The organism is Jeongeupia naejangsanensis (assembly GCF_016865585.1).
Taxonomy (GTDB): Bacteria; Pseudomonadota; Gammaproteobacteria; order Burkholderiales; family Chitinibacteraceae; genus Jeongeupia; species Jeongeupia naejangsanensis.
In genome coordinates this window covers 196,410-210,334 of the sequence record NZ_JAESND010000005.1, presented here as the reverse complement: position 1 = coordinate 210,334, position 13,925 = coordinate 196,410, and the positions used below count along the sequence as shown (strand labels likewise).

Genomic DNA, 13,925 nt, shown 5'->3' with positions numbered 1-13,925 from the left:
CTAAAGAACGGAGTCTATCGGCCCGGCGCCCCCCCGGCTAGTCGCCGGGGCTGCGTTCGAGCAGGCGCCGGTGTGCAGCGAACACGGTCTCGGCACCCAGCGTGTTCACGTCGCGCGCCTCGGTCTGCAAGATTTCGTGCGGCACGCCCCAGGGCGCCCACGCCGCGGCATTGCTGTTGCCGAACAGCGCGACCACCGGTTTGCCGAGCCCGGCAGCGACATGCATCGCCCCGCCGTCGGCGGTGATCACCTGATCGCACAGCTGCATTGCCGCCTTCAGCTCGGCCAGCGACGTCGTCCTGACCGGCACCAGCGGCAGCCCGGGGCACGCGGCGACAAGCTGCGCGGCCTTGTCGTCATCGCCGGGGTGGCGCGGATCGTCGGCCGCGCCGGGAGACCAGAGCAGCACCAGCTTGCACGGGCCGGCGGCGGCGATGCGGGTCGCCAGCTCGGCAAAGCGTTCGACCGGCCAGCGTTGCTTGAGCTTGCGTGCGCTGAGCTGCAAGGCGTACACCGGCACCGCGCCGTCCAGCCCGTAACGCGCACGCATCCCCGCCACCTGCGCTTCGTCGGCAAACAGCCGCAACGGGCCGGGTGGCACCACGATCCCCAGTGGCGCGAGCAGCCGATGCAGGCGTTCGACCAGATGCTCGCTGCCGAATTCGGGCGCGGTCACCAGATCGGTAATGCGCGGATGCCCCGGCCGGCCATGGTCGCACAGGGCGACGATCCGTTTGGCCCTGGCCAGGGTCGCCCACTGCAGCGGGCGCTTGTCCCATGCTTCCTTGGCGACAACGGCGATGTCGTAACGCGCGCGGCGGATCGCCAGCACCGTGCGGATGCGTTCGGCGATCACCTGCCACGCCGACTCGCCGGTGTCGCGATGGTGCAGCTTCTTGTAGCGATAGACGCGCGCGACATCCGGATTGCCGTCGAGGATCGCCTCGTTGTAACTGTTGACCAGCACGTCGACCCGCCAGCCCGGCTGTGCCGCAAGGGCTTCGATCAGCGGGGTCGTCAGGATCAGGTCGCCGATATTGTCGCGACGGATCAGCAGTACGCGGGTCATGTTCTGTCACCGAAACGTGCCGACTGCGCCAGCGCAATGCCCGCAAACAGCCCCAGCGGCGCCCACGCCAGCGGTTCGGTCATCCCCAGCACGCCGTAAAAGCCGATCAGACCGAGCAAGGCCGCCTCGGCCAGCGGATTGCCCTCGCGGCTGCGCTGCCACAGCAGCCAGCCGCTGCGCAGCATGATGGTCAGCAGCAGCGCAGCACCGACCAGACCGGTCGCAAACGCGACTTCGAGCCAGATGTTGTGCGGGTGGGTAGCGTCCTTCCACAGCCAGTCATCGTGCTTCGGCGCCTCGGCGGCGAAAATCTTGCTGAAATTGGCGTTGCCATAGCCGTGCCCCAACAAAGGGGTATCTCTGATCATCGTAATGGTTGGCTTCCAAAGGAAATCCACACGACCGGAGGAGTCGGTCTGACGCAACTTGGTCTCGACATACTGATACGTTTGCGGTGCAAACTGCTTAGTCAGGCTGGCCGAAGCGACACCTACCGCTATCACAACCGCTGCCAGCACCAGCAAACCCTTGGTGGTTAGGTGCCGCCAAACAAACAGTAGTACGACCGTAACCAGTCCCAGCCAGGCACCACGGAACCCCATCAAGCCGATCGCGATGACCTGCAAAACGAGCAGCAGCGCAGCTAACCCCGTCCAGATCCTCCCCAACTTGCTGATCAGTGCCAATAGCAGGAACGGCAAGAAAACAAGAAAGCGAAAGCCGTAGTCACGATTAAACAGATTGGCCTGCAATGCCCCCCATAGCTGGTGGATTGACCAGGCATACAGCAGCGTTGTCAAAACAGAGGCCAGCACGGTCAGCTTCAACTGCGCCTTGACGTCAAAATCCTTAGTGACAGCCAGCAACGCCATCGCTAGTACGGTCGGCGCCAGCATGCTGCGGACGAACTCCGAGCTGCTTGCACCAATGTTGGTGAGCGTCAGGAACGAGGCCGTCACCAGCAGCAGATAGCCCATGCCGCTGATTGCCAGGCACTTGTCCACTTTCGGTCGCTGCCGGATCAGCACGTACAGCGAAAGCAACAACAACAGCCCCAGACTAGTATTACGCAAGCCGGGTAGTGCCGTATTGGCCGCCAGAGGCAGGTAGATGAAAAGCAGCCCTTGGATCAGAGCGGTGAGCGTGAGGCTGCCGAGCAGATTGCGCATCGCTTCATGCCTCAGAGACAACACCACGGATCGTCCGCAGCATCAGTTCGAAGTAATCACCGCGTTCGTACACACCACAACGCTTGAAGCCGGCCGCACATTGCCCTGCCTTGGGCAGGTAGTTGCACGGCACACAGGGCATGGCCTTGAACACGATCCGGCTGGCCGCGCCCGGGTGGACGGTGTGTACCGGCAGGTCGTGCGACATAGCCGCGATGTGGCCGTCGGCGAACAGTTGCGCGAGGTGCGAGACGAAGCTGTCGACGGTGATCACCGCCGGCGCGTGCCTGAGGACGTAGAGCACGTCATTCAGCGTCGGCGTGATTTCACAGGCAATACCGAGTGCGGCGTAGTCGGCCATGGTCGCATCGCCGGGGCCGAAGAAGGCACGGACTTCGACGCCGGGCAGCGCCGCGACCAGCCGCGCCAGAAACGCCGGCGGCATCGTCTGGAACGAGGCGCCACTCGGAAACACCGCCAGCGTCGGCACCGGCAGCAACGATTGGTAATCGCCGAGCGCTTTGCCGATGTTCGCCTTCAGTTCGTCGACCGTCGCGTACAGCGCACGGCCGAGGTCGATTTCGCTGAAGCCGTGGTACTCGGCCAACGGCGCCCACATCTTGATCGCGTAGTAGTCGGGCGCTTCGCGGCGCCAGCGGGTGTTGCCGATCAGGCGCTTGTCGGTCAGCCAGCGCGCCAGCCCCGCCACACCGCCGGGAGCCTGATAACCGGTCGACGCCTGTCGGCGGCGCTCGGCGAAGTTGTTGATCCAGTCCGGACCGAACCAGTTCTTGTACGCCGAACCCAGCGTCGTCTTCGCGGCACTGGTATAGAAGCGCGGGTGCGCCGAGCCGTTGCTTTTGTCGATCGGCAGCACCTTGGCCCACGGCATCAGCGCCTGGATCAGCGGCGCGGCGAGCGAACGCGGATAACAGACCACGTCGTCGGCGAAAATGCCCGGCTTGAGCGCGTGCAGCGCCGCCATGCCGTACGCGGCCATGATGGCGTCGCCCTGACCGCCCTGCATGATGACCGACTTGACTGCTCGTTTCATGAACAAACCTGAGGTAGTGGATCTAGCCGCCGACGGCGGCGCAGTAGGCGTCGAAATCGGCGGCGATGCGCGACCAGCCAAAACGCGCGCGCACCATCGCGGTTGACGCCGCGATCACCGCATCGCGTTGCGGCGCGTCGAGTGCGCGCAGGATATCGCCAGCCAGCCCGGTCGCGTCAAGCGGATCGCCTATCAGGAAACCGGTCTCGCCATCGATCAGATATTCGGGCATGCCACCGCGCCGCGATGCCAGCACCGGCACGCCGGCGGCCATCGCTTCGATGGCGACCATGCAGAACGGTTCCTCGAACAAGGATGGGACGACGACCAGATCGGCGGCACGGTACGCTGCCTGCATGCCCTCGGGCGGCAGCGAACCGGCAAACACGCCGTCGCCGAGCCGGCCGACCGCATCGCGGACCTTGCGCACATAGTCGGCGCGTGCCCCGGTCAGCCTGGCCGGATCGCTTTCGCCGACCAGCAGCAGCCGGCAGCGCGCAGCCAGTCCGGGTGACGCGAGGAAAGCGTTCGCCAGCGCCAGCGCGCCCTTTTCCTCGGAAAACCGCCCGGCGAACAGCACCGTGCGCTTGGTGCTCTTCGGCAGCGCCAGCGGCGCTTGCGGCGGCGCATCGAGGTCGACACCGTTGGCGATCACACGGATGTCGCGCGCCCTGCTGTTGGCCGCGTACCAGTCCTGCAGGTAGCGGCTCGGCACCACCAGCCGGTCATCGGCGCCCAGCTGTGCCGCCGGTTGCTCGTTGTGCATGTGCAGCACCAGCGGCAAGCCGCGCGCGCGGCGCTTGATCTCGGCATAGGTGGTGACCGAATTGTGGACATATACCAGTTCGGCACCACTGCGACGCGCCTGCGTCAGCACCCGGCCGGCATAGCCGTAGGGGTCGAGCTTGGTCCATTTCTGGAACAGCCGCTTGTACGTCCGGCCGATCTCGACACGGTGGATGCGCAGCCGCTCCGAAACCCGTTCGTCGACCGCATAGCCGGGCTGGTGCGTGCAGGCGATCAGCATGTCGTGCTGCGTACGCAGTCCCACCTGGTACATCCACCACTCGACCGCGGCACTGTGGCGCGGCGGCACCGGGTGGATCGGCGCACAGGTCATCAGCAGCTTCACCGGGCGGCTCCGGCGGTCGCGTCGCCGATCGTCGCATCGATGGCGTCGGCAATCCGGTGGGCGCGGGCTTCCCAGCTGTACTGCAGCGCCAGTTCGCGCGCTTGCGCGGCCAGCCGCGCGGCGACTTCGGGCCGGGCCAGCAGCGTATTGATGCCTTCGGCCATGGCCTGCGGCGACGCAGGCGCGACCAGCCAGCCGGATTCGCCGTGCACCAGCACCTCGCGGATCGACGGCAGGTCGGCAACGACAATGGGCTTGGCCAGCGCCATGTATTCGAACAGTTTCAGCGGCGAGGTATAGCGGCTGGCGATGCTGGTCTCGGTCAGTGGCAGCAGGCAGATATCGTGTTCGGCAATCAGCGCGAAGCGCTTGGCCGGCGCAATCGCACCGATGAAATCGATCCTGCCGTGGACGCCGAGTGCCATCGCCTGCGCGCGCAGTTCGTCGATCCGCTCGGCGTTGCCACCGGCGATCGTCAGCCTTGCACCGTCGACATGAGCCATCGCCTCGATCAGCGTCGGCACGCCCTTCCACGGGTGCAGACTGCCCAAGTACAGCAGCCGGGCGGGCGTCGACGGCGACCACGGTGCTTCGGTGAACGCCGCATTCGCCGCCGTCAGATCGACGCCGTCGGCGGCAACCCAGGCCGGTGTGCTCACCTGATAGTCGCGGCGGACGTCGTCGATCAGCAGCTGCGTCAGCGCGAACAGCCCGGTGGACTTGCTGTAGACGTTGGCCTCGCGTTCGCGCAGCGTCGCATGCTTGCCGGCCTGTTTGCCGCGCAGCTGCGGATGGTCCTCGCGGTAGGTCTGGGCGAAGATTTCATGCGTTTCGAAAAACAGCTTCACACCGGGGCAATGCGCCAGCAGGTAGTCGGCCAGCTTGAGATTGCGCACGAAGACCGCGTCGACGTGATGACGCCTGAGCCAGCGCACTGCCTGGATGAAGAACGGCAGGTTGCTGTTGACCGGAAAGAACCAGCGCCGGCGCCAGTCGATCTGCGGGTGCAGGATCACCCCGGCGGCCAGCGGCCGGCCGAGGATGGCCTGGGTTTCAAACGTTGCGGTCGGCGTGACCAGATCGACCATCACGCCGACGCGTGCCAGCGCGTCGACGTTCTGCAGTATCTGCAGCGCCTCGACGTCGCCGCCGGGCACCGGGTGCGGGTCGATATAGGCCAGCCTCATGCCGGATCTCCCAGCGCGGCCAGCAGCCGCTGTGCCGATTGCGTCCATGTGTACTGGCCGACGATGCGCGCGCGCGCGCGCTCGCCGATCGCCCGGCCGCGGTCGGGCAACCCCAACAGGTGCCGGACCGCACCGGCGATTGCCGTCGCGTCGCCGGGGCTGACCAGCACGCCGCAGCTGCCTTCGTTGCCGACGACCTCGGGGATGCCGCCGATATGGCTGGCGATCACCGGCAGTCCGCAGGCCATCGCCTCGGCAATGGTAATGCCGAACGCCTCGTCGCCGATGCTCGGAAACACGCCGGCGTCGGCCGCGGCGTACCAGTCGGGCAGGCTGGCATGAGGCTGCGCCGGCACGAACAGCACGCGCCCGGCCAGACCCAGTTTTTGCGCCTGCGCTTTCAGCTCGTCGAGCGCGTCGCCGCCGCCGATCAGCAACAGCCGCGCCTTGACGTCGACCAGCTTCGCCAGCGCATCGATCGCGACCCGGATGCCCTTCCAGCCGACCAGCCGGCCAGCGAAGGCCAGCACGAACTCGTCCTCGCCAATGCCGAGTTCGGCGCGCTTGGCCGCGCCGTCCAGCGGACGGAAATGATCGACGTCGACGCCGTTGTAGATCACCTTGGGGAAACGCTTGTAGTGGTGCTGCAGCTGCCAGGCGTTGAAATGGCTGCACGCCATCCATGCATCGATACGTTTGGCCAGCTTGCGGTCGCCACGGAAGAAGTCGGTGCCGCCGCTCATGAAGGCAAAACGGGTGCGGCTGCCGGCCGGCATCAGATGCGGCCAGAAGAAGTCGAACGGCTTGGTCAGCACGACCCAGTCGAGTTCGAGCCCGGCGACGGCCTGCTTCGCATTGCGCGCCATGCTGTAGCGCTCGGCCAGCCGGCGGAAGCGGCTGCCGAAATTCGGGAAACGCTCGCGCGAGCGGAACGCGAAGGTGTGCACGCCGATATCGCGGCCGCCGAGGTCCGGGCGGATGTCGCCGTTGCCGCCGATCACGTGGACCTCGTGACCGAGGTCGGTCAGCGCCGCGGCCAGCTGCCACACGGCGGTCTGCACGCCGCCGAACGACACCGTCGCGGTGACGTCGATAAAGCCGATTTTCATCGCAGTTCCGTATCCAGTTGCTTCAGTTGCGCCAGCGATGCGTCGAGCATCAACAGCTGCAACACCTGTTCAGCGTAGCGGCCGTTGCCTTCACGATAAGCGGCAATCAGCGTATCGACGGCGCCCGCGTCGAGCAAGCCGTCGCTGTTCACGGCCAGCCGCGCGCCGAGGCCGTCATAGCGGTCGGCCAGATCGACCGTCAGCCAGTGCTTCAGCGGCGGGTTGAAGCCGCGCTTTTTCTGCAGGAAGGGGTTCAGCGCATCGGGCAGGCCGGCCATCGCCGGCGCCAGCAGTTGCTTGGCCGGATCGGTGAAACGCCTGGCCACCGGCTGCGCCAGCACGCTGGCGACGAAGTGGTGGTCGAGCAGCGGCGCGCGGCCTTCGAGGCCGTGCGCCATCGTCACGAGGTCGGCCTTGCGCAGGATATACTCGGGCAGGTAATTGGCCAGATCGCGGTTCAGCAACGATTCGACCGGGCTCGCCGCCGGCACGCCGTCGCGCCAGTAGTGGGCCAGCACCGGCCGGGTCGGCATCAGCGCGGCGCGCTGCTGCGGGCTGAAGCCCGAGAAGCGCAGGCTGTACGCGTCGCCCCAGCTGAGTCCCGCTTCCTGCGCCAGCTTGTTGCGGCCGAGCACGTCGGGTTTGTACGGCAAGGGCAGCCGGAAGCCGCCGCGCCAGCTTGAACGCAAATGCTGTTTGTAACGCTTGTAGCCGGCGAACAGCTCGTCGCCGCCGTCGCCGCACAGCACCACCTTGACCTGCTCGCTGGTCTGCCGCGACAGATACCACATCGGCAGCGCCGACGGATCGGCGAACGGCTCGTCCAGCGTCGCGACGATCTCGTCGAAATCGGCGGCGATCGTGTTCGGCACTTCGATCCGTTCGTGCCGCAAGCCAAGGTGGCTGGCGATGCCGGCGGCCGCATCCGATTCGTCAAGCGTGCTGCCCGCGAATGCAGCGGTGTAGGTACTCAGATCCTTGTGGCCTTGCGCGGCGAGCCGGCTGGCGATCACGACCGAGTCGACGCCGCTCGACAGGAAGACGCCGACCGGCCGGTCGGCGACGGTGCGCAGGCCGATCGCTTCGTCGAGCAAGGCCAGCGGTTCACCCTCGCCCGCTGCGGGTTGCCAGTAGGCGCGGTTTTCGAGCTTGCCGCTGTCGAGGTCGTAACGCAGCAGGTGGCCGTTCTCGAGCCGGCGCAGGCCGGTGAAGATCGTTCGCGACGCCGGGATGTAGCGGTGCGCCAGATAGGCGGCGAGGCCGTCGGCGTCGAGCGTGCGCGCGGCAGCCGGCACCAGCGGCATCACCGCGCGCACCAGCGAGCCGAAGGCGAAGCGGCCGTCGTCGCCGTGGTGGTAGATCAGCGGCTTGAGGCCCAGCCGGTCACGCGCCAGCCACAGCGTGCGGGTGCGCCAGTCGAGGATCGCCAACGCGAACATGCCGCGCAGCTTCGGCAGCAGCGCCTCGAAGCCCCAGCGCTCGTAGCCGTGCAGGATGAATTCGGTGTCGGAACGGGTGTTGAACACGACGCCTTCGCGCGCCAGCGCGGCCGCGTCGTCCTCCCAGCCGTAGACCTCGCCGTTGTAGCAGATCCAGATGTCGCCGGCGTCGTTGCGCATCGGCTGGTCGGCTTCGGGGCGCGGGTCGCGGATCGACAGCCGCCGGTGCAGCAGGCCGTATTCGGCGTCATCATCGCTGCGGCTGCCGTCACGGCGCCAGCCGATCACGTGCGCGGCGTCAGGACCGCGGCGGCGCAGGGCATCGATGGCTGCATCGATCGCCGTTCTCGGCAAGGCGTCGGGAAGAAAGAAACCGGCGATGCCGCACATATCAGGCGTCTCCGAGTCGTTGTTGCACGGCAGCCCAGACGGTATCGACGCTGATGTCGGCCATCGGTGCATCGCGGCGCGCGCCCTCGCCCGCTTCCGGGTGCTCGAGCACCGTCAGCGCCGGATGCTGCAACGGTGCGAGCAGGTAACCGGGGTGGAAGGCGTGGTACATCGCGACCATCGGCACGCCGAGCGCGCCGGCGAGATGGGTCGGGCCGGTATCGACGCCGACGTACAGCGCCAGCCGCGCCATGATCGCGGCGTTCTCGCGCATCGTCACCGTACCGGCGAGCACGCTGACGCGGTCCGAGCCCAGTTCGGCTTCGAGCATCAGCGCCGCGTCGCGGCCTTCGGGGCCGCCGAGCAGCACCAGTTGCACGTCGGGATAGCTGGCGAGCAGGCGCCGGGCCAGCTCGGCAAAATGGGGCAGCGGCCAGTCGCGGTAGGCCTTGGCCGGGAAACTCTGCAGCTGCAGGCCGACCAGCCGCCGGCCGGCGACCCACGCATCGGCCTTCTCGGCCTCGGCCGGCGTCACCGTATACGCAAGCCGCCAGTCGTCGACGGCCAGATCCAGCGGTGCCAGCAGCATCGCACGCTCGTGCTGCGCCGGCGTCGGTTTCATCGGGGCCGGCACCAGCGTCACGTTGGCCGCCGCGGCACCCGAGCCGAAGGCGACGACCTTGCGCGACACCCGCGCGGCGTAGTCGGTGAATTCGCAGTCGTCACCGTAGACCAGCGCCAGATCATAGTGTTTCAGCCCGAAGCGGCCGCGCCACGGCGCGCTGCGCTTGGAGATCGTCGCGAGCCGGTCGATGAAGGGCAGGTGTTCGAGCACCTCGGCACGGCGATGGTGGGCCATGACCGTCAGTTCGGCGTCCGGATGTGCGGCCTTGAGCCGGCGCAGCACCGGCGTCACCAGCAGCGTGTCGCCGAAGCGCGCAACGACGATGACGAGAATGCGCCGGACCGGAGTCTGTGGGGCCAAGGCGGGTTGGATCATCGGGCGACGGCGGCGCCGAACACCGCCTCCATCCGGTCGAGCATGCGCTCGAGCCCGAAGGTGGTACGCGCATGCGCCAGCCCGGCCGATGCATAACGCTGCCTTTGCGCGGCATCGCCCATCAACGCGGCCAGCGCCTCGGTCAGCGCCTTTGCATCCTGCGGCGGCACCAGCGTGCCGGTCTGGCCGTCGAGCACCGCTTCGGCGATCGCGCCGACCGGGGTGCTGACCACCGGCAGCCCGCAGGCCATCGCCTGCATGATGCCCTGCGGCACGCCTTCGTTGCCGTACGACGGCAGCGTGAACAGGTCCATCGCCGCCAGCCAGTCGGGTACGTCGTCACGGTTGCCGGCGAAGATCACGTTGGTCCAGCCGGCTTCGGCGACGCGGCGCTCGAGGTTCTGCCGCTGCGGGCCATCGCCGACGATCAGCAGCTGCCAGTCCGGGAAGCGCTCGGTCAGCGCCGGCCACGCGTCGAACAGGTAGCCGTGCCCCTTCCAGTTGCGCAGGGTCGCGAGGATGCCCAGGGTCGGCTTGTCGGCGAGGCCGAGCTTGGCGCGCGCCGCAGTGCGGCTCAGCGGCGGCGTGAAGCGTTCGAGATCGACACCGGTCGGGATCGACGTCATCCGGTTCAGCGGAAAGCCGTTGTCGCGGTTCAGCGTCTTGCGCAGCCGCTCGCCGGTGGTGACGATGTGGCGGGTCGCGTTCAGGTAGAGCCAGCGCGTGGTGGCGCTCTTGTTGATGTCAGTCGACACGTGACGGGTCCGCACCACCGGCGGCACGCCGGACAGCGTCGCACCGGCGACCGCGACCAGCCAGGCATCGGTCGAGCTGTGCGTGTTGATCACGTCGAACTCGTGCTTGTGCCGGGCCAGCCAGCCGCGCATCGCCATCAGGCTGCCGACGCGCTTTTTCTCGATCGGCAGCGCCACCGCCGGAATCCCGCGTTCGAGCGCGGCCGGGTAGATGTTCGAGTTCGGGCAGGCAAGGATGGTCACCTGGTGGCCACGGGCCAGCATGCCGGCGGCCTCGGTCAGGATGCGGATTTCCTGACCGCCCCAGCCGCACGATGATTCGGTATGCAGGATGCGCATTGGTCGACGGTTCTCTTCTGGTCTTTTCAGGTCCGGGCCAGCAGGCGGGCGTAGAGTGCTTCGAGCTCGCCGGCCATGCGGGCCAGGGTAAAGGGTTCGGCGGTCTTGCGTGCCGCCGCGCGCAGCGCGGGCCATTCGTCGCGGCGCGCCAGCCAGACGCCGACTGCGCTGCGATAGCCGTCGATGTCGAGTGCATCGTTGGTCCAGCCGTTCTCGCCCTGGACGACCCATTCGGCCGCGCCGCACATCGGGCTGGTGAACACCGGCAGGCCGGACGCGAAGGCTTCGACGCAGACGTTCGGAAACGGGTCGTACAGCGTCGGCAGGATCAGCGCGTCGGCCGCGCCGTAGACCGGCTTGACGTCTGCGACGCCACCGAGGAAACGCACCCGCGCGGCAACGCCCAGCGTCTCAGCCAGTTTCTGGTAGCGCTTCGCGTGCTTGTCGGCACCGGCGATCACGAGGTGCAGGTCCGGATAAGGCACGATCGCTTCGAGCGCGGTCGACACTCCCTTGCGCGCAAAGCCCGAGCCGACGTAGGCGAGCAGCGGCGCATCCTGCGGCACGCGCCATTCGTCGCGCATCGCCGTGCGGTGACGCACCAGATCCGGATGGAAGACCTCGGTATCGACGCCGTTGTAGATCAGTTCGAGCTTGTCGTCGGACACGGCGAAGCGGTCGGCGATTTCGTCGCGGACCAGCTTGGAGTTGCAGATCACCGTCTGCAGCGCCGGATGGCGGAACATCTCGGTTTCGGCCTGGCACACATAGCTGTGGTAGGGGCTGAGGAAGCGGATCAGCCGTGCCGACAGGCCCTGCACGCGCGACAGCTGTTCGAGCCAGACCGCGTGCACACCGTCGCCGGCGCGAAAGATCGCCGCGCCGGGAATGCGCTCGTGGCTCTGCACCAGATCGAAATCCCGGAAACGCTTCTGCACTGCACGGGCAAAGCCGCGGTCGCGACCGAGGCGGCCCGAATAGCGCGGATTCACCGTCTCGTTGTGCCAGCCGCTGTCGCCCTGCTGCCACTGCCGCGCCAGCAGGGTCACGTCGAGCGCACCACGACTGGACAGCGCGTCGAGCGCGCGCGCGACAAAGCGCTCGGCGCCGCCGTGCGGGTTGTACTTCTGCCGGACGATGGCCAGCCTGATCGGCGCGGTCAACGGCTCACCCCGCGACCCGTCTCGGCGAGCAGGCCGTCGAGTTCGGCGAGCACGCGTTCGGGCGTGATTGCGGTCAGGCAGTCGCTGACCTTGCTGCCGCCGCAACCGTCCTGACCACAGGGGCGACAGGAGAACGGTTCGGTGATCAGCCGGTGCGGCGAGCGCCATGGTCCCCATTCGATGTCGCCGGACGGACCGAACAAGGCCACGGCCGGCGTCTGCGTCGCAGCGGCAAGATGCATCGGCACCGAATCGACGCCGACGAAGGCACGCGCGCCGGCGATCAGGGCGCCGAGTTCCTTCAATGACAGCTGGCCGGACAGGTCGGCCACCGGCCGCGCCAGTTTCATCTTCAGTTGTGCGATCCAGTCGAGCTCGGCCTTCGACGGTGCTGCCGACAGCACCACGGTGTCGCCGCGCGCGGTCAGTGCATCGACCAGCGTCGCCACGTGCGCCACCGGCCAGGTCTTGAACAGCCAGCGCGACGTCGGGTGAATCAGGATGTACCCGCCGCTAGCCACGCCTTGCCCTTCGAGCTTGGCGGCGACCGACGCCTCGGCGGCGTCGCCGGCGACGAAGCGCAGCGGCTTGCTCGCCTCGCTCGGCTGGATGCCGATCCGGCGCAACGCGTCGAGATGGATGTCGACGGTGTGGCGGCGGTTGCCGCCGACGACCGGATATCGCGCGGTGAACGACTTCGCCCAGGTCTTGCTGGCGCGTGCGCTGTTTTTCTTCACGCTCGGCGCGACCGAGACGCGGGGCTTCAGCAAGCGCGCCAGCCGCGCACCATGCCAGTGGTCGGTCAGGTGGACGATCAGGTCGTAATCGCGCGACTTCAGTGCCTTGTACAGCCCCCAGTAGCGCGACAGCTGCGCCAGCGGGCCCAGCTTGCGCCAGTCGCGGCCGATCGTGTGCACCGTGCGCACGTGCGGGTGCAGCGTCAGCATCTCCTGTGTGTCCGAGTACACCAGCGCATCGATCTCGATGCCCGGATGCGCCTCGGCCAAGGTGCTGAACACCGGCCCGGTCAGCAGCACGTCGCCGTGGTGGCGCAGTTTGATGACCAGCGCGCGACGGAACGGCGCATCAGACACCGTGATAATCCTTGAACCATGCGACAAAGCGGCCGAGCCCTTCGTCGAGCGAGATCCGCGCGACCGGACCGACGACGGCTTCGAGTGCGCGGGTATCGGCGTAGGTTTCCGCCACGTCGCCGTCCTGCATCGGCAGGAACTGCTTGTTGGCGGTCACGCCGAGGTGTTTTTCCAGCGTCGCGATGAAGTCCATCAGTGGCACCGGATTGTTGCCGCCAATGTTCAGTATCCGGTACGGCGCCCAGCTGGTGCCCGGCTGCGGCTGCATCACGTCGAAGCCGGCGTCGGGTTTGGCCGGATTGGCGAGCAGGCCTTCGATGCCGGCGATGATTTCGTCGATGTAGGTGAAATCGCGGCGCATCTTGCCGTGGTTGTAGACGTCGATGGTCTCGCCACGGACGATTTTCTGCGCGAACTTGTAGTACGCCATGTCCGGCCGGCCCCACGGGCCGTAGACGGTGAAGAAGCGCAAGCCGGTCACCGGCAGGCCGTACAGGTGCGCATAGCTGTGCGCCATCAGTTCGTTGGCACGCTTGGTCGCCGCGTAGAAGCTGACCGGATGATCGGCCGCGTCGGTTTCGGCGAACGGCAGCTTGCGGTTGCCGCCATAAACGCTGGACGAGCTGGCGAAGATCAGCTGGCCGACCTTGCCGTGGCGACAGCCTTCGAGCACATGGGTAAAGCCGACGAGGTTGGCGTCGCTGTACGCCAGCGGCGCTTCGAGCGAATAGCGCACGCCGGCCTGTGCGGCCAGATGCACGACCGCGTCGTAACCGCCGTCGCGGATCAGCGCGACCGAGGCCGGGTCGGCCAGATCGTGTTCGGCAAAAGAAAAGGCGGCGTGCGGGGCGAGCTGCGCCAGCCGCGCACGCTTGAGCGCCGGATCGTAATAGCTGTTGATGCTGTCGATGCCGTGGACGGTATGGCCGGCAGCCAGCAGTCGCTGGCTCAGGTGCAGGCCGATAAAGCCGGCTGCGCCGGTAACGAGTATGTTCATCTGGGTGACCGCGTGAGGGCCGGGCTTG

Annotated in this window: 12 protein-coding genes; all 12 read right to left on the bottom strand. The window is 67.3% G+C overall.

Annotation, left to right across the window (positions count from 1 at the left end):
* Positions 1–37: 37 nt before the first annotated feature.
* The 12 genes from JMJ54_RS11925 to JMJ54_RS11870 are packed head-to-tail and all read right to left on the bottom strand — an operon-like array spanning position 38 to position 13,897.
* Positions 38–1,069 carry a glycosyltransferase family 9 protein gene (locus JMJ54_RS11925; protein ID WP_203538781.1) on the bottom strand — a complete coding sequence of 344 codons (1,032 nt, stop codon included), beginning with the start codon at positions 1,067–1,069 and terminating at the stop codon, positions 38–40.
* The gene (locus JMJ54_RS11920; RefSeq protein ID WP_203538780.1) at positions 1,066–2,238 is read right to left on the bottom strand and encodes an O-antigen ligase family protein; all 1,173 of its coding nucleotides are present in this window, start codon (positions 2,236–2,238) and stop codon (positions 1,066–1,068) included. The genes JMJ54_RS11925 and JMJ54_RS11920 overlap by 4 nt, the downstream gene beginning before the upstream one ends.
* 4 nt (positions 2,239–2,242) lie before the next feature.
* Positions 2,243–3,292, bottom strand: coding sequence for a glycosyltransferase family 9 protein (locus JMJ54_RS11915; protein ID WP_203538779.1), 1,050 nt, complete (start codon positions 3,290–3,292; stop codon positions 2,243–2,245).
* A gap of 22 nt (positions 3,293–3,314) precedes the next feature.
* Positions 3,315–4,424 (bottom strand): glycosyltransferase, encoded by a 1,110-nt coding sequence (locus JMJ54_RS11910; protein WP_203538778.1) that lies wholly within the window; start codon positions 4,422–4,424, stop codon positions 3,315–3,317.
* Positions 4,421–5,611: a glycosyltransferase family 4 protein gene (locus tag JMJ54_RS11905; RefSeq protein ID WP_203538777.1), complete on the bottom strand. Its 1,191-nt coding sequence runs from the start codon at positions 5,609–5,611 to the stop codon at positions 4,421–4,423. The genes JMJ54_RS11910 and JMJ54_RS11905 overlap by 4 nt, the downstream gene beginning before the upstream one ends.
* Positions 5,608–6,720 carry a glycosyltransferase family 4 protein gene (locus JMJ54_RS11900; protein WP_203538776.1) on the bottom strand — a complete coding sequence of 371 codons (1,113 nt, stop codon included), beginning with the start codon at positions 6,718–6,720 and terminating at the stop codon, positions 5,608–5,610. Before JMJ54_RS11900 ends, JMJ54_RS11905 begins: the two co-directional genes overlap by 4 nt.
* Entirely contained in the window at positions 6,717–8,549 is a 1,833-nt protein-coding gene (gene asnB, locus JMJ54_RS11895) for an asparagine synthase (glutamine-hydrolyzing) (protein ID WP_203538775.1), read from the bottom strand. The genes JMJ54_RS11900 and asnB overlap by 4 nt, the downstream gene beginning before the upstream one ends.
* A 1-nt stretch (position 8,550) precedes the next feature.
* Positions 8,551–9,534 carry a glycosyltransferase family 9 protein gene (locus tag JMJ54_RS11890; protein WP_203538774.1) on the bottom strand — a complete coding sequence of 328 codons (984 nt, stop codon included), beginning with the start codon at positions 9,532–9,534 and terminating at the stop codon, positions 8,551–8,553.
* 11 nt (positions 9,535–9,545) lie between these two features.
* A complete protein-coding gene (locus JMJ54_RS11885) occupies positions 9,546–10,643 on the bottom strand; it encodes a glycosyltransferase family 4 protein (RefSeq protein WP_203538773.1) in 1,098 nt (365 codons plus the stop codon).
* Positions 10,644–10,669: 26 nt separating this feature from the next.
* Positions 10,670–11,806, bottom strand: coding sequence for a glycosyltransferase family 4 protein (locus JMJ54_RS11880; protein WP_203538772.1), 1,137 nt, complete (start codon positions 11,804–11,806; stop codon positions 10,670–10,672).
* Positions 11,803–12,900 (bottom strand): putative lipopolysaccharide heptosyltransferase III, encoded by a 1,098-nt coding sequence (gene rfaQ / locus JMJ54_RS11875; RefSeq protein ID WP_203538771.1) that lies wholly within the window; start codon positions 12,898–12,900, stop codon positions 11,803–11,805. Before rfaQ ends, JMJ54_RS11880 begins: the two co-directional genes overlap by 4 nt.
* A complete protein-coding gene (locus JMJ54_RS11870) occupies positions 12,893–13,897 on the bottom strand; it encodes an NAD-dependent epimerase/dehydratase family protein (RefSeq protein WP_203538770.1) in 1,005 nt (334 codons plus the stop codon). The genes rfaQ and JMJ54_RS11870 overlap by 8 nt, the downstream gene beginning before the upstream one ends.
* Between the last annotated feature and the right edge of the window lie 28 nt (positions 13,898–13,925).